This window comes from Conyzicola nivalis (genome assembly GCF_040548875.1).
GTDB lineage: Bacteria > Actinomycetota > Actinomycetes > Actinomycetales > Microbacteriaceae > Conyzicola > Conyzicola nivalis_A.
In genome coordinates, this window is sequence record NZ_JBEPSJ010000001.1 from 1454926 (window position 1) to 1480619 (window position 25694).

Sequence of the window (25694 nt, forward strand, 5' to 3'; positions counted from 1 at the left end):
GCCCCACGTCACGTCGCGACGATCTGCGCCACATGGGGCCTCTCAGCGCGAAAACCGCCCCACATGGCGCAGATCGATGCTGCCCCGCCAACCCTTCGCGCGGAGGCGGCGCGCGAATCGTTCGACGAGCTCCCTCGGCCGCGCGAACAGGTCCTCGGCGGTGGCTTTCACCACCGTCCAGTCGTGGTCGACGAATCGCTCGTCGCGGCGGATGTCACGCCGGAACTGCGCCTGTCCGCGGTGGTGGTCGCCCTCGTACTGAGCGACGGTCTTGAATTCAACCCATGCCAGGTCGGGAACGGCGATCGGTTCGCCCTCGTCGGTGAAGCACATCGCGTTGAGCAGAGGCTCGGGCAGACCCGCGCGCACGAGCAGCAGCCGCAGCAACGACTCGGGGCGCGACAGTGGGCCCTCGCGGATCAGCGGAATCGCCGCCTCGCGGACGCGGTGCCCCCAGCCGCCGGACCGGGCGCCGCTCGCCGCCGCTACCTCGTCGAGCGTCGCGAGCGGCAGCATGTTCTGGAAGGGAGAGCCCGTAACCACCCAGTCGCCGATCGCTACCGCATCGTCGACGCCGAGGGTCTCGGCGATCTGGCACCAGGCGACGACCGGAGACACGACACGCAGGCCGCGAAAGGTCACCACGTCGAGCGGCCACAGCCGGGACTGGTGCCCCACGATCCCGCGCCCGCCGGGCGCCCTCGCGGGCGACGGCGCTGTGACGTGCAATTGCAGGCTGCGTCGGCCGACGGGCAGTGGAAACCGATAGAGCTCTGCCGCGGTCAGGTGGCTGAACGCGTGGGTCGGGTTCATGCGCGGCGCATACGCCCTACAGCGGTCGACGAGCAGCGACGGGTCGAGCCCCGTCGCACGCACGCCGTGGAACACGCGTTGCAGGTCATCCGACCTCAGCCGGTCACGGGTGACTCCGCGCGCCATCGCGTCGCGCACGGAGAATGCGCCCCGGTCGAACGGTTCGGGAAGGGGTGCGCGTGGCGGCATCCGCCCATCGTCGCCAATTGCGGCGGAGTCGCGCGCCATCCGTCCACAGGTCGCCGCGATCTGCGCCGTTCGGGGCTCAGAAGCCGGGATTCGGGCCCGAACGGCGCAGATCGACGGATGACGCGGCAGGCGCTAGCCGGTCACCTCGATCAGCGACAGCGACGCCCCTCCCGTCTCGGAGAGCGCGTCGGTGGTCACGAACAGCCGGTTCGAGCGCACCTCGATCGCCGACGGCGATGTCACCTCGGTCAGCACGACGGGAGTGCTCGACTTCTTCTCCAGCACCGAGATCTGGCCGCCGCCGGCGGGTCCGCCGAACAGCTCGGCCACGTAGATGCGGCCAGACGGGTCGACGGCCAGCCCGGTTGCGGTGGTGAACCCACCGGCGACGAGCCTCACCTCGCCTGTCTTCTGGTTGACCTTGTAGACGTTTCCGCGGGCCCCGAGCGTCGGGTCTTCGGGACCGCCGGGCAGTGTCGTCACGTAGAGCCAGCCGTCGGGGCCGATCTCGACGTCGGTCGGCACCGGCTCGGCGATGTATCCGTAGCCGGCGGCGCAGGCGGGAAGCCCGGCGCTCTCCAGGATCTCGGGTGTGGCCACGATCGGCGCTTGCGGGGGCAGCACCGCTACCGTCGACACCGTGCCGTCGTAGCCCACCCGCAGGATCGCGTTCGCCCCGGCATCGGCCAGGAAAATCGCGTTGTTGAGGGCGAGCGACGCGTACGGATTCGTGTCGACGAGGCCCGTGTAGGTGGGCGGCGGCGACATGGGGCCGGGCGGCGGGAACTGCGCCGCGCACTCCGCGGGCAGCCCTTGGAATCCGTACGACTGGCCGGAGTCGGGATTGGCGGATGCCTCGTGCGCATACAGGTCTGCGAGCGGCGTCGGCGTGCCGCCCGCCGCGGGGACCGACATCATGACCGCGCTCGTGTGGTCGGGCGCGACCTGGGCGTAGTAGACCACGTCGTCGCGCGACGACACGGCACCGATTTCCTCACCGGCGACCCTGGAGCTCGCCAGCACGCTGGTGCTGCCGTCGCGGGCGACCCGGGTGAGCTGTCCCGCGAAGTTCTGGCTCACATACGACACCCGCTGGCGGTCGACCTCGAGGCTGAGGGGGGTGACGAGCCCCGTCGTGATGGTGACGGGGTCGCCGGCCGGGGCCGGGGCGCCCCGCCCGCCCGCCCAGGCGGGGGCTGTTACGGCGGTGCCGGCTAGGGCGAGCACCGCACAGGCTGAAACTGACAACGCTAGTTTTCTCACGAGCAACTCCTCTGTTCTCGGACGGCTCCGTTCAAGGCCAGAAGTCGTGGGGCCGCAACCGGGGTGTGACGCTGGACAGCTGCGACGGGCACACGATCTCATCCGGTCGCCGGCACGAGCGTGCCGACCACGGCAGATTAGCGACGACGCCCGGCCTACCCAGGCGGGCTTGACATCACGGCACGGAATAGCCGTGCGGGGCGTCGATCTTCTCCTAGAGTGTGGGGATGATGGTCGTCGCAGTCCGCCCCGCCGTTCTGCCGCCCGCGGGAGATCGCTCATGAGCGCCGCGACCTCGGCCGCATCCGCCATCGACCTCTCGAAGCGCGACCTCACCCTCGACATCGCGCGGGTCTTCTGCGTCGTGCTGGTCGTCGTGATCCACCTGCTGATGCTCGGCGTCGGTTTCGACGACTCGGGCGCGCTGCTCGTCACCCGGCCGCTCGAGGAGCAGCCGTGGTTCGCCTACGCGACCTGGGCCGGCCAGATCATGCCGCTGTTCTTCGTCGTCGGCGGCTTCGCCAGCCTCACCGCCCGGCGCAGCCTGAACCGGCGCGGCGGCGGCGCGTCGCAGTACGTGCGCAACCGGGTGCTGCGCCTCGCCCAGCCCGCCTTCCCCCTGTTCGTGTTCTACGTCGTCGTCATCGGCGCGGCCCGGCTGATCGGCGTCGACCCGCAGCTGCTCGACGTCGTCATCGTCGGCGCCGGACTGCCGCTGTGGTTCCTCGCCGCCTACACGCTGTGCCAGGCGTTCGTACCGACGATGGCCGGATGGCACGCCAGAGCGCCGAGAGCCACCCTCGTCGTGCTGCTCGCCGGCGCGATCGCCGTCGACACCCTGCGCTACACGACGGGCGTCACCGAGATCGGCCTCGCCAACCTGTTGTTCGTCTGGCTGCTGATCCAGCAGATCGGATTCTGGTACGCCGACGGCTGGTTCTCGGCACGCCCGAAGTGGCAGCTCGTGACCATCGCCCTGCTGGCCTACGCGAGCCTGCTGCCGCTGACCGTGATCGGCCCGTACAGCGACGACATGCTCACCAACCTCAACCCGCCGACGCTGCCGCTCGTCGCCCTCGCCCTGGCGCAGGCCTGTGTGCTGCGGCTGCTGCGTCCGGTGCTCGCCGCGCTGATGAACACGCACGCGGCACGCGCCGCGGTGTTCGTCGTCGGAACCCGGCTGATGACCATCTACCTCTGGCACCTGCCGCTCATCATCGCCCTCTCCGGTCTCGCCCTGCTCGTGCCCGGCGCGAGCCCCAGCCCCGGCAGCGAGGCCTGGTGGCTGACCCGCCCGGTGTTCTTCGTCGTCGTCGCGATCGCCCTGTTCGGGCTGTCGTTCCTCGTCGCCCGCTGGGAGGCGCCGCGCGAGGTGGGCGCGACTCCGCCCGGCCCGGTCGTGGGCGTCGCCGCGTTCCTCACCTTCCTGCCGGCGTTCTGCGTGATGCAGTGGTTCCTCGACCTGCCGTTCGCGATCCTCGGCGCGCTCAGCCTCGGCGCCGCGATCCTGCTCCTCGGCCGCTGGCCCGCGCGACGTCTCGTGGAGGTGCCGGCGTGAGGTTTCCGCGCAGCGCTCCCGAGCAGCAGGGCGTCTCGTCGCGGGCGATCGAGCGCCTGATCGACGCGCTCGAGTCGGGCCCGCCGAGCGTGCACAGCATGATGCTCGTGCGCCACGGGCACGTGATCGCCGAGGGATGGTGGGCGCCGTACCGCCGGTCGCATCCGCACTCCCTGTTCTCGATCAGCAAGAGCTTCACCTCCACCGCCGTCGGCTTCGCGATCGAGGAGGGCCTGCTCACCCTCGACGACGCCGTCGTCGACCTGCTCCCCGACGACCTGCCCGAGGTGGTGAGCGACAACCTCGCTGCGATGCGGCTGCGCCACCTGCTCACCATGACCACGGGCCACACGTTCGACACCGTCACCCTGCTGAACGAGCGCGAGCAGAACTGGTCGCGCCTGTTCCTCGCCCTGCCCGTCGACGCCGCTCCGGGCAGCACCTTCGTCTACAACACCGGCGCCAGCTACCTGCTCTCGGCGATCGTGCAGCGGCTCACGGGCGAGCGGCTGCTCGACTACCTCACGCCCCGACTGCTCGAACCGCTCGGCATAGCGGATGCCGCGTGGGAGCAGTGCCCCCGCGGCGTCGACGTGGGCGGCTGGGGCCTGAGCATCACGACCGAGGACATCGCCGCCTTCGGCCACACCTACCTGCGCGGCGGGGTGTGGAACGACCGACAGGTGGTACCCGCGCACTGGGCGGTCGAGGCGACGCGGCTGCAGGTGCCCAACGGCGACTTCGGCGGAGTCGACGACAACTCGCACGGCTACGGCTACCAGTTCTGGCTGAACCGACACGGCAGCTACCGCGCCGACGGCGCGTTCGGGCAGTTGTCGATCGCCTTCCCCGAACAGGACGCCCTGCTCCTGCTCACCGGCGGGGTCGCAGACGCCCAGCGCGACCTCGACATCGTCTGGGAGCACTTGCTGCCGGTGCTCGGAGCGCGTGAGCTGCCGGCGGATGCGACCGCGGCCGCACGGCTCGCCCGACGGCTCGAGACGCTGCGGCTCCCCCTGCCGGTCGGCGACGACACTGCGCCGATCGCCGCGCGAGTCGACGGCACGACGTATGCCCTGGCCCGCAACAGCGCCGGCCTGCGCACGGTCGCGCTCGAGACCCGACCGGACTGCACCCGGCTGACCATCGTCGACGCCGGCGGCACGCACGTGGTCGACTGCGGCCGCGGCGAGTGGACCACCGGCACAAGCTCCCTGCTCGGCAACCACGACGCACCGGTAGCGAGCGCGGGCACCTGGTCCGACGACTCGTCGTTTCTCGCGACGGTCTACTTCACCGAGACGCCCTTCGCCGTCACCGTCTCCCTCGACTTCCTGGGCGACGGGCGCGAGGTGACCGTGACGGTGGACCAGAACGTGTCGTTCGAGCCGACCCGGCTGCTGCACACGATCGGTCACGCGCTGTAGGTCGTACGTTCACCGTAGGTTTCTGAGCAATGCGGAATAAGCGCGCACCGAGAGTGCTTGGCCTCTAGAGACGAACGATCCGCGTGGATTTCGCCGCGGCATCCGCTCATTCCCTTTTTGAACTACTGCACGACAGGACCGACTTTGTCAGAAACCACCACAGCCAGCGTCTCCGCAGCCGAGGCTGCAGAGAACGAAGACAAGCGGATCGGCGCGCGCAATACGCTCGCGATCACGATTCTGCTCGTATCCACTTTCGTCGTGATCCTCAACGAGACCATCATGAGCGTCGCGATCCCGCACCTCATGGACGACCTCGGCATCGAGGCGGGCGCCGCGCAGTGGCTCACCACAGCGTTCCTGCTCACGATGGCGATCGTCATCCCGATCACGGGCTTCCTGCTGCAGCGCTTCACGACGCGGTCGATCTTCATCGCCGCGATGTCGCTGTTCAGCGCCGGAACGCTCATCGCCGCCGTCGCCCCCGGCTTCGAGGTACTGCTCGTCGGCCGCGTCGTGCAGGCCTCCGGCACGGCGATCATGATCCCGCTGCTGTTCACGACCGTGCTCACGCTGGTTCCCGAGCGTTCGCGCGGGCGCGTCATGGGCAACATCTCCATCGTGATCTCGGTGGCCCCCGCGATCGGCCCGACGCTCTCCGGCCTCATCCTCAGCGTGCTCGACTGGCGCTGGATGTTCATTCTCGTGCTGCCGATCGCCGTCATCGCGCTCGTGCTCGGCGCGATCCGCATCCCGAACGTCAGCGAGCCGCGCAAGACCCCGCTCGACATGGTGTCGGTCGTGCTGTCGGCCATCGGCTTCGGCGGGCTCGTCTACGGGCTCAGCAACCTCGGCGAGGTCGAGGGCGGAATCTCCTCGGTCTCCGGCTGGGCGCCGCTCGCCGTCGGAGCCCTGGGCCTCGCCCTGTTCGTGCTGCGTCAGCTGCGACTGCAGCGCAAGGACATCGCGCTGCTCGACCTGCGCACCTTCCGCTCGCGCGGCTTCTCGCTGTCGATCGGCATGATCATGATCAGCATGGTCGCCCTGTTCGGCACGATTATCCTGCTGCCGATCTACACCCAGAGTGTGCTCGGGCTCGACGCGTTGACCACCGGCCTGCTGCTTCTTCCGGGCGGGCTCGTGATGGGCCTGCTCGCGCCCTTCGTCGGCCGCTTCTACGACAAGCACGGCCCCCGGGTGCTGCTCGTGCCCGGGACGATCATCGTCAGCGGAGCGCTCTGGTTCATGACCATGCTCGGCGAGAACAGCGTCATCTGGATGGTGCTGGCCGCTCACGTCACCCTCAGCATCGGCCTCGCGCTGCTCTTCACCCCGTTGTTCACCGCCGGCCTCGCGTCGCTCAAGCCGGCGATGTACTCGCACGGCAGCGCCATCGTCAGCACGGTCCAGCAGCTCGCCGGTGCTGTCGGCATCGCGGTGTTCGTCACTGTCATGACCGCACGGGTCACCGCGCTGGAGGGCCAGATGTCGGTCGTCGGAGCGACGGCAGAGGGCATCCACTCCGCGTTCGTCTACGGGGCGGTCATCTCACTGGTCGCGATCCCGATCGCGTTCTTCATCCGCAAGCCGGCGTCGAACGGTGTCGACGCGCCCGTGGGTCACTAGTCGCGGGTTCGCGCGGTGCTTTTTCGCTTCCGCTGCCGAACATTCGGCAGCGGAAGTGAATGGCAGTCGCGGGACCGGCGCGGCATCGTTACCAGGTCAGGAGAGATCGACCCTGCGGCCGATGCCGAATTCCTCGGCCTCGTCGTCGGTGACGACCGCGTAGACACCGGCGGGAACGCCCGGCAGGTCGGCGATGCGTGCCGCTACGGCGAGCAGTCGGTCTTCGGATGCCGCGTTGATGAGAAACACGTACACCTCGCCGAACTCGCCGCCGTCGTCGTACAGGGCGGCCTCACCGCGCTCGTCGACCTCCGTGATGTAGTCCATGACCTCGTCGATCCACGGGAACGGGTCCTCCCCCTCGGGAAGCCCGATGAGCGGGGTCAGCGGAACGTGGATTTCGACGACGGTGTTCGAGCTATCGGAAATGGTGGCCTCCTCGGGTGCGCGTTCAAGCCTAGGCCTTCGGTCCGCGGGCCAGAATCCCCCGGCACGGCGCCGGTGTCGGCGGCGTCCCGTAGCCTCGACCGCATGGGGGCATATTCATGGGCGCGATGAACGAACTGATCGATGCGGATGCCGTGGCCCGCCTTCGCGGGCACGTCGCGTCCGCAGCGCCCGGGCTCGACCTCGCACGTCTCGCCGCCGTCGGCGGCGAGCTCGGCGACCTGTCGCTGCGCGAGAGGACCGACCTGGTCAGCGCCGCGCTGCTCGCAGACCTCCCCGCCGACTACCCCTCGACCGCGGCGATCGTGCGTCGCGCACTGGCCGATCCCGGTTTCGCCGGCTGGACCATGTGGCCCGTCGGAGAGACGGTCACGACCCTCGCCCTCGCCGACGCAGCGTACTTCGACGACGGCCTCGCGCTGCTGGCCGAGATCACCCCGCGCCTCACGTCGGAGTTCGCGATCCGTCGGATGCTCGAGGCCGACCTGCCGAGAGCGCTGCCCGTCGTGCTCGCGTGGACGAGGCATCCGAACGACCACGTCCGTCGCCTTGCGAGCGAGGGCACCCGCGCGTTCCTGCCGTGGGCTATCCGCGTGCGTTCGCTTCTGGCCGCACCCGACGCGACGCTGCCCATCCTCGACGCGCTGTACCGCGACGAGAGCGACTACGTTCGGCGTTCGGTCGCGAACCACCTCAACGATCTGGCCAGGCAGAACCCCGAGCTCGTCGTCGAGGTCGCGACCCGCTGGTCGGCCGAGCCCGACGAGAACACGGCCTGGGTCGTGCGGCACGGCCTGCGCACCCTCGTGAAGAAGGCGCATCCCGGCGCGCTCGGGCTGCTCGGATTCGCCCCCGTGTCGGTCGAGGTCGGCGCGCCCGTGCTGGTGTCGCCGACGGTCACCCTGCCCGGCGAGCTGGGGTTCAGCTTCCTGCTCACCAACACCGGGCAGACTACCGAACGCATGGCCGTCGACTACGTCGTGCACTTCATGAAGAGCAATGGCAGCCAGGCGGAGAAGGTATTCAAGCTCACGGCCACCACGCTCGCGCCGGGCGAGAGCGTTACCCTCACCAAGAGACACGCGCTGCGCCAGATGACGACTCGCGTGCACTACGCCGGACGCCACACGCTCGAGCTGCAGGTCAACGGGGCGCGGCACACGCGCACCGACTTCGACGTGGTGCTGTGATGGCGCTGCGCTTCGACGGACGCATCGCGGGCTTCGGCACCGCATCGGGCGTGCGCGTGGTCGTCGGCATGTGGCCGCGGTCGCCGCTCGGCAGCTTCGCCGACGTCATGCTCGAGCGCGCCGACGGGCACCGCGTGCTGCTCGCGCCGAGCGACGCGGTCGCCCGGTTCGTGTCTGAGACCTACACGTTCGACGAGGTACGCATCGTGCCCGTGCGGTACTCGCGCAGAAGCCGTGTGATCAGCGTCGAGGCGGGGCCGTTCGCCGCACGCTTCACGGTGGGCGGCATCTCCCCGCTCGGGCGGCTGCTGCGGATCGTTCCGCGCCGCCTCGCCACGAGCCCCGCCTGGCTGCGGCTCATCGACCCGGTCGCGCGCATCCTCGTGCCCGGGGCCCGCACAGCGGGCTCGGCCGGCGGCGGACGCCGCGAGTACTACGGAGTCACGTCGGCACGCGGCATCACCGCGATCACGGCCACGTGGGAGGGCCACGACCTGGGGTACCTCACGCGCCTGCACCCGCCCGTACGGTTCGGGTTCGGCTCGGCTCCGGCGGCGCCGCACATCGTCGAGGTCGTGACGACGATCATCGAGCGCGCGTAGCCGGCGCGCGGCCGGTCGCCCGTCGCGCGGCCGAGCGTCAACGCACAATCTCCGCGAGCCGAAACCGGCCAAATGACGCCTTGAACCCAAGGGGCTCATCAGTCCGAAAACGGCTCACGAACATGTGTGATCCGCCGCAAACGCGTCGTGACGCACCCTACGAGGGCACGACCCCGAACGCCCGTGCCAGCTTGTCGATCTTCTGCGCGCGTCCGAGGCGGGGAAGGTCGCTGCCGTCGCGGATGACCCGGCCGCGGGCCTCGAAGTCGTCGAGGAAGTCGCGCGCCCAGGCCACGTCGCTCTGGGTGGGGCTGATGACCTCGTTGATCACCGGCGTCTGCTCCGGGTCGAGGCAGAGCTTGCCCGTGAGTCCGAGGGCCACGGTCATCTGCGACTGCTCGCGGAGGATCGGATGGCTGCTGCCGACCGTGGGTCCGTCGATCGGGCCCGGGAGACCTCCGATGCGGCTGGCCACGACGAGTCGCGAACGCGGGTAGGCCATGGCGAGGTTGTCGGCGCTGGTTCCGGTGTCGCGACGGTAGTCGCCGCTGCCGAAAGCGAGCCGGAATGCTCCGCGGGCACGGGCGATCGACACCGCCTCCTCGATGCCCAGGGCGGATTCGATGAGCGCGAGCACGGGTGTGCGTCCGCCGAGCCGGTCGAAGGTCTCTGTGACGTCGGCGGGCGACTCGGTCTTGGCGAGCATCACGCCGCGCAGCCCCTGCGAGCCCGACAGCGCGTCGACGTCGTCGCTCCAGAAGTCGGTGGTGCGGTCGTTGATCCGCACCCAGCCGCTGCCGCCGTCGGCCAGCCAGGTGACGACGTCTTCGCGCGCCGTCGGCTTGAGCTTCGGGTCGACGGCGTCTTCGATGTCGAGAACTATCTGGTCTGCCCGGGATCGGGCTGCGACGTCGAACTGGTCGGTGCGTGTGGCGGAGACGAGCAGCCACGACCGGGCGATTTCTGCCGGGATGGAGTCGCGTCGAGTGGTGGATTCGGGGGCGGAGGGCGTCGTTGTCATCACCGCCAGAGTATCTTGCCCTCACTGCACGGCGGGGTTTCGTTCATTCTGGTTATGAATCGTCCCTGTCAATTCCGTACTCGATCGCGACGAGGCCGTCGTCGAAGGTCCCGGTGCGCAGCACCCTCAGCCGGGTGCCCGCGAACGTCGGAGGAAACACGCTGCGCCCGGCGCCGAGCACCGACGGCACGATCACGAGCCGCACGATGTCGACGAGGTCGGCCTCGAACAGCTCCTCGGTGAGTGTGAGGCTGCCCCACACGATGAGGTCGCCGTCGAGGTCCTCCTTCAGGCGCTCGATGGCCTCGGTCGCATTCTCGGAGATGACCATCGCCGGATCGAAATCGCCCCACGGCGCAGACTCGAGCCTGCGCGAGAACACGATCTTGGGCAGCTCGTTGATGCGGGGCGCGAGGATCTCGTCTCTCGACGCGGGCCGCGGCCAGTAGTCGGCGAACATCCGGTAGGTGTTGGCACCGAGCACGATCGCGTCGACGGTCTCGAGGCGGGCTAGGGTCTCGTTGTCGATCTCGTCCGATGGCATGACCTCACCCCGGAAGACGGTGAACTCGTTGTCGGCGTCGGCCGCGAAGCCGTCTGCGCTCACGAACTGCTGCACGATCAGTTGCCCCACGACGGCCTCCAATGACGACGTGTGTAGAACGCTACGCCGCGCCGCTCGGGGTCCACAAGCGGAGGAAGCCGCCGGTGTCTAGGCGCGCACCGCGGTTCGCGCGGCGTCCATCACCAGCTTCGCCACGGCATCCGGGTGGCTGATCATGGCCACGTGGGAGCTCTCGATCTCGACGGTATGCGACTCGGCGCGCGCCGCCATGAACCGCTCCGCCTCGGCGGGGATGGTTCGGTCGCTCGACCCGATCAGGTACCAGCTGGGAATGGTCTTCCACGCGGGAAAGCCCGACGGTGTGCCGAGCGTGTTGAGCGCCGCCGGCCGCTGCGACGCCGCCATCGCGGCCGCCTCGTCTTCGGGCAGGTCGGCGCAGAACAGCTCGTGGAAGAACTCGGGGTCGATGTAGCCGTCGCCGTCCCCGTCCGGCGCACCGGGGTACGGGCGCACGACGGTGTGCTCGCCGAGGGCCGAGCTGCCGCCGCCGAGCGCGAGGGCGTTCAGCACCGCCTCGCCCTCGTCGAGAGCGAAGCCGCAGATGTAGACGAGCGAGACGACGTTCTCCAGATCGGTCGCGGCGTTGGTGATCACCGCGCCGCCGTAGGAGTGACCGACTAGCACGATCGGGCCCTGGATCGTCGAGAGCACGGTACGCACGTACTCCGCGTCGCCGAGCAGCGACCGCAGCGGGTTCGCCGGCGCGATCGCGGTGTAGCCCTCACGCTGCAGTCGCTTGATGACTCCGCTCCAGCCGGAGGCGTCGGCGAATGCGCCGTGCACGAGGACGATGGTGGGCTTCGACGGCGAGTCGGTGGTCGGCGAGTCGGTGGTCATGGGCGGGCTCCAATCGGTGGCACGAAGTGGTCGGTGGCCACACGGTATCGGCCCGCCAGACGGCCGACAACCACCTTGCACGGGTGAGGATCCGGCTGAAAGTGTCGATCGGGGTCTGGCCCGGTCGTCATGAGGGTGTCAGGATCAACCCACCGAAAGGACACACCATGCAGTATTCGCTTCTCATCCAGGCGTTCGAGCCCACCGAGGAGGAGATCCCCGAAGAGGCCATGGAGCCGATGAAGGTCGCCTTCGACCTCTACGCCAAGGAGCTCGACGCCGCGGGGGTGCTGGTCTCGGCCGACATCCTCGCCCGCTCCGACGTGACGACCACGGTCACGATGCGCGGCGGCACCCTCAAGGTCCACGACGGCCCGTTCGCGAACACGCGCGAGCAGCTCGGCGGCACCTTCGTCGTCGACGTGCCCGACCTCGACGCGGCGATCGCGTGGGCGCAGAAGTGCCCGGCCGCCCAGTACGGCAGCATCGAGATCCGTCCGAGCGCTATCACGTTCACGGGGGGCCAGTGGGTCTACGCGTGAACGCCGAGGCGCGGGCCGAGCAGGTGGTCCGCGCCTCATACGGGCGGTTGATCGCTATTCTCGCGGCGCCGACCGGCGACATCGCCCTCGCCGAGGACGCGCTGGGCGACGCGTTCGAAAAGGCGTTGAGCGGATGGCCCGTGGCCGGTGTTCCCCGCAACCCCGAGGCCTGGCTGCTCACCGTCGCCCGCAACCGCCAGCGTGACGTCTACCGCTCGGCCGCGCACCGGCTCGCCGCGCCGCTCGACGAGGCGGTTCTCCAGCTTCCCGGCACGGCAATCGGCCCGGCCCCCGGAGGCGCGGACGACCCGGACGCGGTCGAGATCCCCGACCGCCGCCTCGCGCTGATGTTCGTCTGCGCGCATCCCGCGGTCGAGCCGGGCATCCGCACGGCGCTCATGCTGCAGACGGTGCTCGGCTTCGAGGCGCGGCAGATCGCGGCGGCGTTCGTGGTTCCGGAGGCCGCGATGGCGCAACGGCTGGTGCGCGCGAAGAAGCGCATCAGGGAGGCGCGGATCCCGTTCTCCGTCCCGTCGGCGGTCGAGCTGCCGGCGCGGCTGCCGGCGGTGCTCGAGGCGGTCTACGGCGCGTACGCGATCGACTGGCAGCCGGTCGCCGCGGTGGCAGAGCGCGACTCGCTCGCCGCCGAGGCGCTGTACCTCGCGAACACCCTCGCCGATCTGCTGCCCGACGAGCCGGAGGCGCTCGGGCTGGCCGCGCTCCTGTCGTATTCCAGCGCACGGGCAGGCGCGCGCTCGGGGCCGGACGGCCGTTTCGTGCCACTCGGCGAGCAGCGAACCGAGCTGTGGGACGCCGGGCTCATCGCCAGCGGAGAACGTCTGCTGAAACGGGCGCACGCCCTCGGCCGAGTCGGGCGCTTCCAGCTCGAGGCGAGCATCCAGTCGGTGCACTGCGCCCGCGCGCACACCGGCGCAACCGACTGGCGGGCGTTGCGGCTGCTCACCGCGGCGTTGGTGACGGTCGCGCCGACGCTCGGAGCGCGCGTCTCGCTCGCCGCGGTCATCGCCGAGACCGAGGGGCCGCGCGCCGGGCTCGCCGCGCTCGACGGCATCGAGGGCGCCGAGCGATTTCAGCCGGCATGGGCGACCCGCGCGCACCTGCTCACGCTGCTCGGCGACGAGGAGCAGGCGGCACTCGCCTACGCCAAGGCGATCTCGCTCACGACCGACGCGCCGACACGCGACTACCTCGCAGCCCGGGTGGGTGCTCCACGCGATGCTGGCTCGAGCATCTAGATGATCGAACAATTGTTCATGCCGCTGGGGTACGTGCAGCAGTAGATGATGCATGTGGGCGGCGGATAGCCCGGCAACGAGCTCCCGCACACCACCTCGCGATAGCCGCAGCTCGGCAGGGTCGGACCGAATTGGCCGCCGAACTGGCCGAAGCGCGATGGCCCGCCAAAACCGGGACTGATGCGGCGCGAATAGGCACCCTGAAATGTCCCGCCCGCGATCCCCCACGATGCGGTCGGTGGCGTCATTGCCGAAGAGTCCAGGAGGCTGGCGAAGACCTGCGCCTCGACCTGTTTGGGTTGTCGCAAAACCAAGCGGAAAACGGGGTGGTCGGGTTTCTCATCGCCCGCTCTCCCACCGACATGATGCGCCGAAGCGATCATCTCTACGGGAATGTCCGTCCAGGTGCCGCTTCCGGCTGGCGCGACGCTGACTCGGCCTTGCGAGCCAGAGGCCTTCACCATCCCCATAAACGAGAAGCCCACCTCCGCGGCTGACTCGGCCTTGATAGCGTCTTCGAGTTCGGGCCCCGTGTACGTCGCCACCGCAATCTCCTCCTCAGTTCCGTCTATGCGAATACGCCTGGGCACCACAACCGCGGTTCCCACCGGTTGCAGATCTCGGGGAAAAGCTCGCTGTGTTCCACACAGGTCAATACCACGACACAATTTCCCCATGGAGTGGGAAACGTGCCGATCGGGATGTCGCCGGTCCCGACACGGTTGCGCACCGCAGAGAACTGGTCGGGCACCGGTGTGCCCGGAAGCGGTTGTGGTGATCCGGCAGGACCTGTGAACTGTCCGACCGCGCTTTCGCCGACCGGCTGCGACGAGAATTGGAACGGCGCCGCCTGCGGGCCGAGACTCGATGCGGGCGTCGAGTTAGCAAGAAGATTCGCGAGGACCTGGGCCTCTTCATCGTCTGGGCGCTTGAGCACGATGCGAAAGACCGGGTGCGGGAAACCGTCGGTACAGAGCTGTTCGCCGAGGCGCTCCGCTGATTCAATCATGGCGGTGGGGATATCGGTCCATGTTCCGCACCCCGACTTAGCGAAGGAAACATGCTTCTCGATCTCGGATGGCTTTACCATCCCGGTTATCTCCGAGCCCGTCTCCGCGAGTTCGCCGGCGAGCAACGCCTGCTCCAACTCGGGCCCTGTGAAACTAGCCATCGGTGCCTCCACTCCTGGAGAGAAGTCGCCTGGCGCCGTTGCCCAGGCGATGCGCACACCCTACAACTCGACGAAGTCACGCGCGAAGGGGGTGGACTTCGCGACACACTCGTCCGCTCAGACCTCCGAGCGGCTCAGACCTCCAGGTCGGTGAACACCGGGTAGTGGTCGCTCGGCGGCAGGCCGTCGATCTCGTCGCGCGCGATCCAGGAGCCGCGCACCACCACGGGCGCATCCGCCCTGCCCGGCCTCGCCATCACGTGGTCGATGCGCCGGTCGTACTGCAGAACGGACTCCGGCGGGGCGAACCGGTTGGTGGAGCTCAGCGTGCGTGGGTCGGCCGACTGGTTCGCACTCCCCCAGGTGTCGACGAGCCGCTCGCGCAGCGCGCGCATGGCGTCGTTCTCGAAGTCCGCATTGAGGTCGGCGAGCAGCAGCACCGGCAGCGGCCCGTCGAGCGCCGGATCGCAGGCCAGGTCGCCGAGGGTGGCGAGCTGTGCGGCGTGGTACTCGAGGTCTTGCGGCTCCCAGCTGGTCACCGCGACGAAGACGTGGAGGTCGCCGAGCGGATGCGCGATGGTCGCCTGCATCGCCACGAGGTCGTCGCCGGGCGACGGCAGCGGGCGGGCGACCACGCGTCGGATCGGCCACCGGCTCAGCAGGCCGAGTCCCATGCGCACGCCGATCTGGTCGGGGTGCTCCACCGGGTCGGGCACCGGCGGGTAGGCCGGTTCGACGAACGCGGGATGCATGGCGAGTTCCTCGGCGAGGGCCTCGGCCTGGCTGCGGTCGCCGAACGCCCACGCCTCCTGGAAGCCGAAGACGTCGGGATGCCACTCCTCGAGCGTCGCGACGATGCCGCGTTCGCGCTCGTGCCACTGCTCGCCGAACAGCCACCACACGTTCCAGGTGGCGGCCCTGATGACCGCGCTGTCGCTCGCCATGCGTCAATGCTAGGCAGGCTCCCGGGGCGCGCAACCCCTACTCCGGGGATTGCTCACACCGTTAGCGTGAGGGGATGAGCAGCATTTCCGTGGGTGACAGAGTGAGCTGGCAGACGTCGCAGGGCCGAACGAGCGGACACGTGGTCGAGAAGAAGACGAGCGACTTCCAGTTCGCCGGGCAGCATTTCACCGCGACATCCGACGAACCCGCCTTCATCGTCGAGTCGAAGAAGACCGGGGCGCGCGCAGCCCACAAGGGTCAGGCGCTGCGGTCGCTGCGCAGCAACGACGCCTGAACTGGTTCAATAGACGGGATGCTATCGCCCGAGATCCCGCCCGCCCGATCCGTGCTCGCGCCGGACGGCACCAACATCGCCACCTACGAATTCGGCGACCCGGATGCGCCCACGGTTCTCGCGGTGCACGGCTTCGCGTCGAGCGCGCTGCTCAACTGGCACGCGACCGGCTGGGTGCGTGACCTCACACGCGCCGGCTACCACGTGATCGCGATCGACCAGCGAGGTCACGGGGCGAGCGACAAGCCGCACCACATCTCGTCGTACTCGATGGACGCCCTCGTCGGAGACGTGCTCACGGTGCTCGACACTTTTATGCTCGACGAGGTCGACTATGTGGGCTACTCGCTCGGCGCCCGCGTGGGCTGGGCTGCGGCCCGCGAGCTGCCCGACCGAATCTCGCGCGTCGTTCTCGGCGGGATCCCCGACGGCGACCCGCTCACGCGTTTCCGCATCGACGAGGCGCGGGCGCACATCACGCACGGGCACGAGATCACCGACCGGCTCACCGGCACGTACCTGCAGATGGCCAGCGGCATCGAGGGCAACGACCTCGCCGCGCTCGTCTCCCTCGTCGAGGGCATGCGCGGCGGCCCCCAGCCCGGCCCCGAGAACGCTCCCCCGCAGCCGGTGCTCTTCGCCACGGGCAGCGAGGATCCGATCATCGACGCGTCACGCGCCCTCGCCTCCGCGGCCGGCGAGGCGTTCTTCGAGATCCCCGGACGCAACCACTTCAACGCGCCGACCTCGCGGGCGTTCCGCGACGCGGCGATCGCGTTTCTGAAGAAGACCTAGCCGCCCGTCCAGCCCTCGGTGTAGAAGGCGACTCCGGCGCGGGTGCACTCCTCGCGCGCGTCGGCGAACACCGCGGCCCACTGGTCGGTGGTCGCGTCGAACGTCGTGCCGCCCGGGGCGTACGTGCCGACCACGATGCGCAGCGTGGCGACCGTCTCGGCCAAGGCGGTGTCGGGCGCCACGTCTATGCGGTGCACCATGCGACCTACGAGCTGCTGCACCTGGCCGTACTCGACGGCGGCGATGCGGCCCTCGTCGAGCGCGATCTTCTCGTTGTACAGCACGGTGTTGACGTCGATCAGCTGCGCGCAGGTCTCCTCGGCGGTGACTGCCGCTTGCTGCGTGGCCGCCTCGGGCGACTCGGTCGGCTGCCCGGCCGACGCGGAGAAGGTGCAGCCGACGAGAACGGATGCGGCGGCGAATCCGAGGGCGACGGCCCAGAGACGGCGTACGCGCGTGCGTGTGATGGAGCCCGTGTGCATCGTGCCAGCCTCGCAGCATCCCCGAGTCTCGGCAATAGGTTGAGCGAAACTCGCATGATGCGTCCAGGGCGCGCTGTCAACCTGTGGAGCGGTGAGTTCGAGCGGCGTACTTTCGTACCCGAGAGCGAGGAGGTAGCCCGATGGCCACCGCGAGAGATGTCATGACGCCCGGGGTCGAATGCGTCCCCGAGAACAACACGCTGCAGGAGGCGGCACGCACGATGCAGCGGCTCGATGTGGGTTCGCTGCCGATCTGCGGCGAAGACGGCAAGCTCAAGGGCATGCTCACCGACCGCGACATCGTGGTGAAGTGCCTAGCCGAGGGCGGCGACCCCTACACGGCGACGGCCGGCAGCCTCGGCCAGGGCAAACCCGTCACTGTCGACGCCGACTTCGACGTGGAGACGGTGCTCGAGACGATGAAGCAGCACAAGGTGCGCCGGCTGCCCGTGATCGAGAACCACATGCTCGTGGGCATCATCAGCCAGGCCGACATCGCGGCGTTTATGCCCGAGGCGGCGGTCGGCGAGCTCGTCACCGAGATCTCCGAGCCGACGTAGCTCCGAGCCCACGTAGCCCGGCCGGCCGGCTCGCTGCGCCAGAATGGTGCAATGCCCGACCTTGAGAGCGTTGCGTCCGAGCTCTACGCCCTGCTGCCGACCGAGTTCACCGCGGCGCGCAACGACCGCGCCAAGCAGCTGGGCGGAGAGCTCGGAGCGGCGGTGAAGGCGCTGCCCAAGCCGTCCGCACCCGCGTGGGCCGCCAATCTGCTGGCGCGCGAGCGCCCCGACGAGGTCGCTCAACTGCTCGCGCTCGGCGAATCGCTGCGCGACGCCCAGGACGATCTCGACCGCGCGACCCTCACGAAGCTCGGCAAGCAGCGGCGCGCTCTCGTGTCGGCGCTCGCGAAGCAGGCGGCAGCGCTCGCAAAGGGCGCCGGCCACGCGATCAACCCGGCGGCCGTGGTCGACGTGGAGCGAACGCTCCAGGCGGCGATGACGGATGCCTCCGCTGCCGCGGCCGTGTCATCCGCCCGGCTGGTGCGCGCGCTCTCGAGCGACGGCGTCGAGGACGTGGACCTCGAGGGGGCCGTCGCCGGGGATGTTCCCCGGGCGCCGCTGCGCGCCGTGCGCTCGTCGCCGCAGGATCTCGCCAAGGCGCGCAAGGCGCTCGAGGCCGCGGAGGACGCGCTGCGCACGGCGGAACGGGCCGCGCGCGACGCGGCCGACGACCGGGCGTCGCTCGAGAGCGAGCGCGACGACCTGCGCGAGCAGCTCGCCGACCTCGAGGGCGAGCTGCTCGACTCCGCACGGGCCGTGGAGCGCACGGAGAAGGAGCGCAAGAAGGCGGCGCGCGCCGTCGACAGGGCCAGGGCCGCGCTCGACGACTGACCGCGCGCCCCCCCGCGCGGCTTAGATCGACCCGGGTCGACGGATCGAGTCGGCGCCGCCGTCGATGTAGACGATCTGGCCGGTCACATGGGTGTTCTGTTCACTCGTGAGCCACGCGAGCAGCGCGGCGGGGGCGGCAGCCGGCGCCGCGGGACCGTTGAGCGGCGACGGGGCACCTGCGGCCATCGCCGCACGTCCTTCCTCGGTTTCGAGGATCGCGGCGGTCATCGGCGTCGCGATCACACCGGGAGCGACGGCGTTGAGCGGGATTCCCGCGCCCGCCCAGTCATCCGTCGGTGCGTTCTCGCGGACCCAGAGCGCGATCGCGTTCTTGCTCGTGTTGTAGATCGCGTTGCTCGGCGTATCGGTGGGTGCGTCGGCGATGGCCGTCGCGAGTTCGAGAGCCTTCGGCTCGTCGCCCGCGAGCAGCGCCGCGTGCAACGGCGGGTCGATGGGCTCGAGCGCCGCGAGGGAGGCCACGAGCGCGGCGCGAGGCGCATCCGAACCCGCGAGCAGCGGGCGAAGCCCCTCGAGGGTGGCGATCGTTCCGAAGTAGTTGACTCCGACGGTCGCGGGGATCGGTGCTGCGAGGCCGGCGACGGCGACGATCGCGTCGATCGTTCCGCCGCTGAGCTCGGTGACCTTCGAGACGAGCTCGGTGCGGCCCTCGACCGTGGTGAGGTCGACGTTAACGTCGGTGTCGCGGAGGTCGACTCCGATCACGGTCTTGCCTTCGGAGCGGAGCTGCTCGGTGAGGGCCTTGCCGATTCCGGATGCGGCGCCGGAGACTACGTACTTTCTTGTCATTTCGGGTTCAACTTTCGTTTCTCATCTCGCCGACGACGGTGCCGGCGGGGTCTTACGGCGCAGCGAGCCAGGCGGGCAGGAGCGACATGAGCTGGTCGACGAGTTCGTCTGCCGAGACGGGATCGTCGCTGCGGATCCAGTGCGCGAGCAGACCGAGAGAACCGGATGCGGTGTAGATCGCGACGGCATCGGCAGAGAGACCGTGTGGAATTTCAGGAAGCAGGGCGATCGTCGCCCGCACCTGCGCCGCGTAGCCCTCGACGGCCTGTGTGAAGACCGCGGAGGTGAAGGGAAGCGCGAGCATGCTCGCGTAGAGGGCGCGGTGCTGAACGAGGTGTCCGACCAGGCGCACCTGCGCGAGCCGCGCCGCCTCGGCTCCGCTGACGATGTGGTGGCGCCGCAGTTCGACGTCTTCGGCACCGATCGATTCGAAGGCGCCGCGCAGAACCTGAACCGCGAGTTCGTCGATGCCCGAGAAGTGGGTGTAGAACGAGCTGCGGCCGATGCCGGCGGTTCGCACGATCGCGGCGACAGTGATCGGCCCGTCCCCCGCAGCGAGTTCCGCCACGGAGTCGAGAATCGCCTGACGCGTGCGGGTCACCCGCGGATCGCCGGACGAGCGGATGCCCTTGCGGGTCTCGTGCAGCGGGGTGACGATCGCGTCGGCGCGTTCCATACTCGCCAGCCTACGCTAACTTCTGGACAGGTGTCTAGAAGTTTGGACTAGGAGCCGGCGATGCGAGCCACCTTCAGCGCGAGGTGCCGCCGCTCGGCGACGCTCGCCGTTCCGCGCATCGCCGCGCGGTACGCCTCCGCCGCTGCCGCGGGCTCCCCGGCGAGCTCGAGCAGGTGACCGCGCACCACGTCGTAGCGGTGGGTGTGCGCGATGCCCGGCTCGGCCGCGATCGTGCCGAGCAGCGCGAGCCCGGCGCGGGGACCATCGACCATCGCGACAGCCACGGCGCGGTTCAGCGTGACGACCGGCCCGGGCGCCACCTGCTCGAGCACCGTGTACAGGGCGAGTATCTGCGGCCAGTCCGTGGCATCCGCCGTCGCCGCCTCGTCGTGCAGGGCCGCGATCGCGGCCTGCAGCTGGTACGGCCCGACGGGGCAGGCGCCGAGCGTCGCGTCGAGCAGCTCGACGCCCTCGGCGATGAGCGGCGCGACCCACCGCGAGCGGTCCTGGTCGGCGAGCGGCACGAGCATCCCGTCGGCGAGCTCGCGCGCGGGACGCCGGGCGTCGGTGAGCAGCATGAGCGCCAGGAGTCCGGCTACTTCTCCGTTCGATGGGAGACCGGCCCGAAGCATCCGCGTCATCCGTATCGCCTCGTCGGTGAGGTCGGCGCCCGACGCCGAGGTGCGCGACCCCGGCGTGTAGCCCTCGTTGAAGATCAGGTAGAGCACCTGCAGCACGACCGCGAGCCGTTCGGCGCGCTCGGCGGGAGGCGGCGGCTCGAATGCGAGACCGGCCGCGCGGATCTGCTGCTTTGCCCTGCTGATGCGCTGCGCCATGGTCGACTCGGGAACGAGAAACGCCTTTGCGATCTCGGCGGTGGTGAGGCCGCCGACGGCGCGTAGTGTGAGGGCGAGCTGCGACGGCTGCGACAGGGCGGGATGACAGCAGAGGTAGAGCAGGGTGAGCGAGTCGTCGTGGTCCGACACCTCGCCGCGCGTCTCGAGCGCCGCGACCGTGTTCTCCCGCTCACGCCGAGCGCTGTCGCTGCGCACCGCGTCGATGAAGCGGCGGGATGCCACGGCGAGCAGCCAGGCGCGCGGATTGTCGGGGATTCCGGCATCCGCCCACTGGGCGCTGGCCGCGAGCAGCGCCTCCTGCACGGCGTCCTCGGCGAGGTCCCACTGACCGTGCCTGCGCGCGAGCATGCCGACGACCTGCGGCGCCAGCTCGCGCAGCAGGTCGACGACGGCGCGGTCCGAGCTCACTGAACGGGCGGCCCCGCCGGAACCGGACGCAGCTCGACGACCTCCGACCACTGCACGATCTCGCCGCAGATCTCGAGCGCGCGCTCCTCGCTCGCGACGTCGACGATCCAGAATCCGATGATCGACTCCTTCGCCTCCGCGAACGGACCGTCGGTCGCGACGGGCTGCCCGTTCTCGAGCCGCACGACCTTGGCCTGGCTGCCGTCGGCGAGACCCTCGTTGTAGACCATCTCGCCGGAGGCACGCAGCCTCACGTCGATGTCGATCATGAACGCGATCATCTCGTTGATCCACTCGGGCGTCTTCGTGGCGCCCATCTCTGACGCGCTTCCGAACATGGCGATCATGTACTTCATCGTTCACTCCTTGAATTTCGGATGCCCCGGATGAGCACCTTCACGCATGAGTCGTAGCCGCTGCGGCATTCTCGACATTAGCGAGAAGGGCTATTCGCCCGACGATGCGTCTCTGATCGCGATGTTGTCGGCGACGAAGTGCCAGCCGTTGGCGTCGGGCAGCCTGCCGCCCGCGGTGAACAGGACCTCTTTGCCGTCAGAGCCGGTCGACGTCAACGGCAGTCCTGGAGAGCACGCCACTCCCCAGTCGTCCGCGTCACGAACATGCACCAGACAGAGGTTCGAGGAGTTGGCCATTTTCGCTGCGAAATACGGCGTCTCCTCAATCTCTGCGAGAAGCCGCGTCGAATCCGGCGCGAGGTCGGACGCCTCGATGATCGCCGTCGGCACCTCGTCGTCTGCCGTCTGCTCGCGGTCGAACGCGGAGACGCCGCTCGTATTGACAGTGCATCCGCTCAACGTGAGTCCCGCGGTGAGCGCCAGAGCGACAACCGCAACCCGAGCAATATTCGTACTCATGCCCCATAGTGGCACACGCCGGGTTCGAGGGCGAGAGCGGTTTCGCGGGCGGCCTACTCGACCGGCGGTGTGCCATCCTTCTTCAGCTCTTCGGCGAGCATCACGATGATGCCGCTCGGCCCGCGCACGTAGGTGAGCTTGTAGACGTCTTCATACGTGGCCACCCCGCGCAATGGGTGGCAGCCGTGCTTCGCGGCGATTGCGAGGGCTTCGTCGATGTCGTCGACCGAGAAGGCGACGCGGTGCATACCGATCTCGTTCGGAAGCGTGGGCTGCGTCTCGATCGCCTCAGGGTGGATGTACTCGAAGAGCTCGAGTCGGCCGTGGCCGTCTGGCGTCTGCAGCATGGCGATTCTGGCGTGGTTGCCGTCGAGGCCGACGGCGGTGTCGGTCCAGTCGCCGCTGACGGTGTCGCGGCCGACCACGACGAGACCGAGGTCGGTGAAGAAGGCGATAGTCGCGTCGAGATCGCGAACGGCGATGCCGACATTCTCCAGTGTGATGGGCATGCGACTCATGCTAGCGAGGTGGCCTGGCGGCTTCGCCAGCCGCAACCCGGTCGGTCAGGCGCGGCCCTTCCAGCCGGACGTGCTGCGGCCGTAGTCGAGTCGGTGCGCCTGAACGGCGTCGTACGTGAGGCGCAGCGATTCGTCCGCAGCCTCGTAGTTGCCCTGCAGCAGGCGCACGACGAGAAAGTCGACGAGCGCCATCTGCGCGATGCGGCTCGCCATCGCTCCCGAGCGGTAGCGAGTCTCGCGTGCGCTCGTTGCCAGCACGAGATCGGCGAGGGAACCGAGCGGCGACTCGGGGAAGTTGGTGATTGCAACTGTGGTCGCACCGGCGGCCTTCGCGATCTCGAGGCTGTGGTTCGTCTCGACCGAGAGGCCGGAATGCGAGATTCCGATGGCGACACAACCGGGCCGGCTCAGCGCCACCGAGGTCAGGGCGAGGTGCGTGTCGACCCAGCAGTACGAGCTGAAGCCGATGCGGTGCAGCTTCTGGTGCAGATCCTGCCCCGTGAGACCGCTCGACGCCACGCCGAAGATGTCGATGCGCGGTGCGTTGCGCAGCGCCTCGACCACGGCGTCGAGCGCGACGAGGTCGAGGGCTCGTGCGGTCTCCTCAATCGCCCTCGCCTCCTGGTACGCCACCTTGGTGACCACGTCGAGCGCGCTGTCGGCCGGGTCGATGTCGGCGTCGGCGACCTGGAAGTGGTCGCGGTCGGCCTGCTCCCGGCTGAGGGCGGAGGCAAGCGCCATCCGGAAATCGCGGTAGCCGGAGAAGCCGACCGACTGGCACAGCCGCGCCACGCTCGCCTGCGACGTCGCGCAATGCGCGGCCAGCTCGTTGATCGTGGAGTCGATCACGATTGACGGGTTCTCGAGAACGGCCTCGGCGATTCGGCGTTCGACGTTGCTGAGCGTCGGGAGGCGCTGACGGAGCGCGAGCAGGACATCGGTGGACATGGTGCTCCTAGAGGTGCGCTGCATCGTCGGCGATCCGGCGGCGAAGTGCGCCGAGATCGGGCCCGTGCCGCGACGGATGAACGCGGTTGGTAAGGATTATTACAGAGTGCGCACCACCGGGCACGGTGAGCAGGCTCGTGCCGGTGAAGCCGGTGTGCCCGATCGCGCCGCGTGCGGCGAGCGACCCCATCCACGCCGTGTCGGCGATCCGTGGCCCGAGCGCTTGACCGTACGGCGGCCGCTCCCCCACGGCGGAGGGCAGACGGTCGGTCGTCATCGCCTCGACGACCCACTCGGGCAGCACTCGGCGCGAGCCCGTAGTCCCGCCCCGCCGAAGCAGCTCGGCGAATCGCAGGAGGTCGGCGGCGCTGCCGAACAGACCGGCATTTCCGGCGATACCGCCCAGCGCCCAGGCCGTCTCGTCGTGGACCTTGCCGTGCACCAGTCCGCGCGGAGGCTGCACCTCGGTCGCCGCAATCGATCCCCGGAGGGCGGCCTCCGGCGCGAATCCCGTCTCCTGCAGGCCGAGCGGGTCGAGGATCACGCGACGCACCACTGCGTCGAGGCGCTCGCCCGCGACGGCCTCGGCGGCGAGCCCCGCCCAGATGTAGCCGACGCACGAATACCGGTGGCGGTCACCGGGCGTGGCCTCGGGCTGGGCGGATCGAAACCGGCGCCAGGCACCGTCGTCGCGCACTCGGTCGGGCCATTCCGCGGGCCAGCCGGCCGTGTGGCGGAGGAGGTCGGCGAACGTGGTCGCGCGGGCTCGACCATCGCGGAACTCGGGAAGCACGTCGGCGACGAGGTCGTGGTCGCGCAGTCCGCGCTCGTCGAGAGCGACGAGCAGCGCGGCGGCCGTGAACAGCTTGGTGATCGACGCGAGGTCGAATCTCGTATCCATGCTGGTCGGGGCGGGCGGCACTCCCCCGTCACCGTGCGCGCGAGTGTGCACCCCGGCGAAGGCCTCGACGACGTCGCCGTCGATGCTCACCATCGCGACCGCCGCGGATGCCACGGGCCGGTCTCCCGAGGTGGCCTCGGTGAGCAGGGTGTCGAGTGACGTCATCACACCATTGTTACAGGCGTGTGAAGAAAATCCCCATAAGTGTTTGCAATCGCGTGAATTTGCTCCATACTGCTTCACAGCCGCACACTCGGCCAGGCATGAGAATGAAGGAGTTCCTACGATGCGACATCCCGCAACCGACCCGATGCTCGACGGCGACGACTACCTGCCGGCGACGGAGCGACGTCTCGAGGCGTCGATGGGGCTCGACACGATGTCGTCTCTCGAGATCCTGAACCTGCTCGCCTCTCAGGACCGGGTCGCGGTCGACGCGGTCACCGACGCCGCCGCCGATCTGGCCGAGCTCGTCGACGTCGCCGCAGACCGCATCCGGCGCGGAGGGTCGGTGCACTACTTCGGCGCGGGAACCTCGGGCCGTCTCGCGGTGCTCGACGCGGCCGAGCTGCTGCCCACCTACAACCTGGACTCCGGCGTCGTCGTCGCCCACATGGCCGGCGGCCCCGCTGCGCTGGTCAAGTCGGTGGAGAACGTCGAAGACTCGCAGGAAGAGGGCCGCGCCGACGCCGACGGCCTCGGCCCGAACGACGTCGCGATCGGCCTCGCCGCCTCTGGCAACACCCCGTATGTCGGCGGCGCGCTCGCCGCGGCGCGCGATGCCGGCGCGTACACCGCGCTCATCTCGTCCAACTCCCGAGCCTCGCTCGCGCCGCTCGCCGACACGGTCGTACTGCTCGAGACCGGGCCCGAGGTCGTCACCGGCTCCACCAGGCTCAAGGCCGGAACCGCCGAGAAGCTGGCGCTCAACGGCTTTTCCACCGCGTTGATGATCGCGCTCGGCCGCACCTGGTCGAACCTCATGGTCTCGGTCGTCGCCAGCAACGAGAAGCTGCGCCGACGCACCGTGCGCATCCTCATGCAGGCGACCGATCTGAGCGAGGCGGAGAGCCAGGCCGCACTCGGCGCGGCCGGAGGCGACCTCAAGGTCGCGATCGTCGCCTCGGTCGCCGGAGTCGACGCGGACTCGGCCCGTGCATCGCTCGCCCAGAACTCGGAATCCGTGCGCGACGCGCTCGCGGGTCTCGCCACCGTTTCATCCTGACCAC

30 protein-coding genes are annotated in these 25694 nt (G+C 69.4%); 12 read left to right on the forward strand and 18 right to left on the reverse strand.

What is annotated here, in order from left to right:
* Nucleotides 1-42: 42 nt before the first annotated feature.
* A complete protein-coding gene (locus ABIE21_RS07150; protein ID WP_354024082.1) occupies nt 43-1002 on the reverse strand; it encodes a hypothetical protein in 960 nt (319 codons plus the stop codon).
* A 132-nt stretch (nt 1003-1134) separates the two neighbouring features.
* The gene (locus tag ABIE21_RS07155; RefSeq protein ID WP_354024083.1) at nt 1135-2250 is read right to left on the reverse strand and encodes a ScyD/ScyE family protein; all 1116 of its coding nucleotides are present in this window, start codon (nt 2248-2250) and stop codon (nt 1135-1137) included.
* Between the two features lie 295 nt (nt 2251-2545).
* Here ABIE21_RS07155 and ABIE21_RS07160 point away from each other — a divergent pair, with 295 nt between their 5' ends.
* From ABIE21_RS07160 to ABIE21_RS07170, 3 genes are all read left to right on the forward strand, one after another.
* A complete protein-coding gene (locus ABIE21_RS07160) occupies nt 2546-3823 on the forward strand; it encodes an acyltransferase family protein (RefSeq protein ID WP_354024084.1) in 1278 nt (425 codons plus the stop codon).
* Nucleotides 3820-5250 (forward strand): serine hydrolase domain-containing protein, encoded by a 1431-nt coding sequence (locus ABIE21_RS07165; protein WP_354024085.1) that lies wholly within the window; start codon nt 3820-3822, stop codon nt 5248-5250. The genes ABIE21_RS07160 and ABIE21_RS07165 overlap by 4 nt, the downstream gene beginning before the upstream one ends.
* 144 nt (nt 5251-5394) lie before the next feature.
* Entirely contained in the window at nt 5395-6876 is a 1482-nt protein-coding gene (locus ABIE21_RS07170) for an MDR family MFS transporter (RefSeq protein ID WP_436232310.1), read from the forward strand.
* 96 nt (nt 6877-6972) lie between these two features.
* Here the strand turns inward: ABIE21_RS07170 and ABIE21_RS07175 are convergent, their stop codons facing one another.
* Complete coding sequence (locus ABIE21_RS07175) at nt 6973-7203, reverse strand: hypothetical protein (protein ID WP_354024086.1); 231 nt, start codon at nt 7201-7203, stop codon at nt 6973-6975.
* Nucleotides 7204-7430: 227 nt separating this feature from the next.
* On the opposite strand from ABIE21_RS07175, the gene ABIE21_RS07180 reads away from it, so the two are divergent.
* Together ABIE21_RS07180 and ABIE21_RS07185 are read left to right on the forward strand one after the other, a co-directional pair.
* Nucleotides 7431-8513, forward strand: a complete 1083-nt coding sequence (locus ABIE21_RS07180; RefSeq protein WP_354024087.1) for a DNA alkylation repair protein — start codon at nt 7431-7433, stop codon at nt 8511-8513.
* Nucleotides 8513-9115: a hypothetical protein gene (locus ABIE21_RS07185; protein ID WP_354024088.1), complete on the forward strand. Its 603-nt coding sequence runs from the start codon at nt 8513-8515 to the stop codon at nt 9113-9115. Before ABIE21_RS07180 ends, ABIE21_RS07185 begins: the two co-directional genes overlap by 1 nt.
* A 157-nt stretch (nt 9116-9272) precedes the next feature.
* Here ABIE21_RS07185 and ABIE21_RS07190 read toward each other — a convergent pair whose 3' ends face one another.
* The 3 genes from ABIE21_RS07190 to ABIE21_RS07200 all read right to left on the reverse strand — a co-directional run bounded on the left by ABIE21_RS07190 (nt 9273) and on the right by ABIE21_RS07200 (nt 11598).
* Nucleotides 9273-10136: an HpcH/HpaI aldolase/citrate lyase family protein gene (locus ABIE21_RS07190; RefSeq protein ID WP_354024089.1), complete on the reverse strand. Its 864-nt coding sequence runs from the start codon at nt 10134-10136 to the stop codon at nt 9273-9275.
* Nucleotides 10137-10188: 52 nt separating this feature from the next.
* Nucleotides 10189-10770, reverse strand: coding sequence for a dihydrofolate reductase family protein (locus ABIE21_RS07195; protein WP_354024090.1), 582 nt, complete (start codon nt 10768-10770; stop codon nt 10189-10191).
* A 78-nt stretch (nt 10771-10848) separates the two neighbouring features.
* Complete coding sequence (locus tag ABIE21_RS07200; RefSeq protein ID WP_354024091.1) at nt 10849-11598, reverse strand: alpha/beta fold hydrolase; 750 nt, start codon at nt 11596-11598, stop codon at nt 10849-10851.
* A 167-nt stretch (nt 11599-11765) separates the two neighbouring features.
* On the opposite strand from ABIE21_RS07200, the gene ABIE21_RS07205 reads away from it, so the two are divergent.
* Together ABIE21_RS07205 and ABIE21_RS07210 are read left to right on the forward strand one after the other, a co-directional pair.
* Nucleotides 11766-12140 carry a YciI family protein gene (locus ABIE21_RS07205; RefSeq protein ID WP_354024092.1) on the forward strand — a complete coding sequence of 125 codons (375 nt, stop codon included), beginning with the start codon at nt 11766-11768 and terminating at the stop codon, nt 12138-12140.
* Nucleotides 12137-13396 carry an RNA polymerase sigma factor gene (locus ABIE21_RS07210; RefSeq protein ID WP_354024093.1) on the forward strand — a complete coding sequence of 420 codons (1260 nt, stop codon included), beginning with the start codon at nt 12137-12139 and terminating at the stop codon, nt 13394-13396. Before ABIE21_RS07205 ends, ABIE21_RS07210 begins: the two co-directional genes overlap by 4 nt.
* On the opposite strand, the gene ABIE21_RS07215 is transcribed toward ABIE21_RS07210, so the two are convergent.
* From ABIE21_RS07215 to ABIE21_RS07225, 3 genes are all read right to left on the reverse strand, one after another.
* Nucleotides 13393-13941: a hypothetical protein gene (locus ABIE21_RS07215; RefSeq protein ID WP_354024094.1), complete on the reverse strand. Its 549-nt coding sequence runs from the start codon at nt 13939-13941 to the stop codon at nt 13393-13395. The genes ABIE21_RS07210 and ABIE21_RS07215 overlap by 4 nt on opposite strands.
* Nucleotides 13942-13964: 23 nt before the next feature.
* Complete coding sequence (locus ABIE21_RS07220; RefSeq protein WP_354024095.1) at nt 13965-14567, reverse strand: hypothetical protein; 603 nt, start codon at nt 14565-14567, stop codon at nt 13965-13967.
* Between the two features lie 134 nt (nt 14568-14701).
* The gene (locus ABIE21_RS07225) at nt 14702-15511 is read right to left on the reverse strand and encodes an endonuclease/exonuclease/phosphatase family protein (protein WP_354024096.1); all 810 of its coding nucleotides are present in this window, start codon (nt 15509-15511) and stop codon (nt 14702-14704) included.
* A gap of 74 nt (nt 15512-15585) precedes the next feature.
* On the opposite strand from ABIE21_RS07225, the gene ABIE21_RS07230 reads away from it, so the two are divergent.
* Entirely contained in the window at nt 15586-15807 is a 222-nt protein-coding gene (locus ABIE21_RS07230; protein WP_354024097.1) for a DUF2945 domain-containing protein, read from the forward strand.
* A gap of 18 nt (nt 15808-15825) precedes the next feature.
* On the forward strand, nt 15826-16602 hold the full coding sequence (locus ABIE21_RS07235; RefSeq protein WP_354024098.1) for an alpha/beta fold hydrolase: 777 nt from the start codon (nt 15826-15828) through the stop codon (nt 16600-16602).
* Here ABIE21_RS07235 and ABIE21_RS07240 read toward each other — a convergent pair.
* Nucleotides 16599-17084: a hypothetical protein gene (locus ABIE21_RS07240; RefSeq protein WP_354024099.1), complete on the reverse strand. Its 486-nt coding sequence runs from the start codon at nt 17082-17084 to the stop codon at nt 16599-16601. The genes ABIE21_RS07235 and ABIE21_RS07240 overlap by 4 nt on opposite strands.
* Before the next feature lie 140 nt (nt 17085-17224).
* Between ABIE21_RS07240 and ABIE21_RS07245 the strand changes: the two genes are divergently transcribed.
* Nucleotides 17225-17644: a CBS domain-containing protein gene (locus ABIE21_RS07245; protein WP_354024100.1), complete on the forward strand. Its 420-nt coding sequence runs from the start codon at nt 17225-17227 to the stop codon at nt 17642-17644.
* A 51-nt stretch (nt 17645-17695) separates the two neighbouring features.
* Complete coding sequence (locus tag ABIE21_RS07250; RefSeq protein WP_354024101.1) at nt 17696-18475, forward strand: transposase; 780 nt, start codon at nt 17696-17698, stop codon at nt 18473-18475.
* Between the two features lie 21 nt (nt 18476-18496).
* Here the strand turns inward: ABIE21_RS07250 and ABIE21_RS07255 are convergent, their stop codons facing one another.
* The 8 genes from ABIE21_RS07255 to ABIE21_RS07290 all read right to left on the reverse strand — a co-directional run bounded on the left by ABIE21_RS07255 (nt 18497) and on the right by ABIE21_RS07290 (nt 24630).
* Nucleotides 18497-19282 (reverse strand): SDR family oxidoreductase, encoded by a 786-nt coding sequence (locus ABIE21_RS07255; protein ID WP_354024102.1) that lies wholly within the window; start codon nt 19280-19282, stop codon nt 18497-18499.
* Between the two features lie 52 nt (nt 19283-19334).
* Nucleotides 19335-19958, reverse strand: coding sequence for a TetR/AcrR family transcriptional regulator (locus ABIE21_RS07260; RefSeq protein WP_354024103.1), 624 nt, complete (start codon nt 19956-19958; stop codon nt 19335-19337).
* A gap of 47 nt (nt 19959-20005) precedes the next feature.
* Nucleotides 20006-21223, reverse strand: coding sequence for an RNA polymerase sigma factor (locus tag ABIE21_RS07265; RefSeq protein ID WP_354024104.1), 1218 nt, complete (start codon nt 21221-21223; stop codon nt 20006-20008).
* On the reverse strand, nt 21220-21579 hold the full coding sequence (locus tag ABIE21_RS07270) for a YciI family protein (RefSeq protein ID WP_354024105.1): 360 nt from the start codon (nt 21577-21579) through the stop codon (nt 21220-21222). Before ABIE21_RS07270 ends, ABIE21_RS07265 begins: the two co-directional genes overlap by 4 nt.
* 90 nt (nt 21580-21669) lie before the next feature.
* Nucleotides 21670-22098 (reverse strand): hypothetical protein, encoded by a 429-nt coding sequence (locus tag ABIE21_RS07275; protein ID WP_354024106.1) that lies wholly within the window; start codon nt 22096-22098, stop codon nt 21670-21672.
* Nucleotides 22099-22151: 53 nt separating this feature from the next.
* On the reverse strand, nt 22152-22607 hold the full coding sequence (locus ABIE21_RS07280) for a VOC family protein (protein ID WP_354024107.1): 456 nt from the start codon (nt 22605-22607) through the stop codon (nt 22152-22154).
* Nucleotides 22608-22661: 54 nt separating this feature from the next.
* The gene (locus ABIE21_RS07285; RefSeq protein ID WP_354024108.1) at nt 22662-23564 is read right to left on the reverse strand and encodes a MurR/RpiR family transcriptional regulator; all 903 of its coding nucleotides are present in this window, start codon (nt 23562-23564) and stop codon (nt 22662-22664) included.
* A gap of 7 nt (nt 23565-23571) precedes the next feature.
* Nucleotides 23572-24630, reverse strand: coding sequence for a serine hydrolase domain-containing protein (locus ABIE21_RS07290; RefSeq protein WP_354024109.1), 1059 nt, complete (start codon nt 24628-24630; stop codon nt 23572-23574).
* Nucleotides 24631-24751: 121 nt separating this feature from the next.
* Here ABIE21_RS07290 and ABIE21_RS07295 point away from each other — a divergent pair, with 121 nt between their 5' ends.
* The gene (locus ABIE21_RS07295) at nt 24752-25690 is read left to right on the forward strand and encodes an N-acetylmuramic acid 6-phosphate etherase (protein ID WP_354024110.1); all 939 of its coding nucleotides are present in this window, start codon (nt 24752-24754) and stop codon (nt 25688-25690) included.
* Nucleotides 25691-25694: the final 4 nt, after the last annotated feature.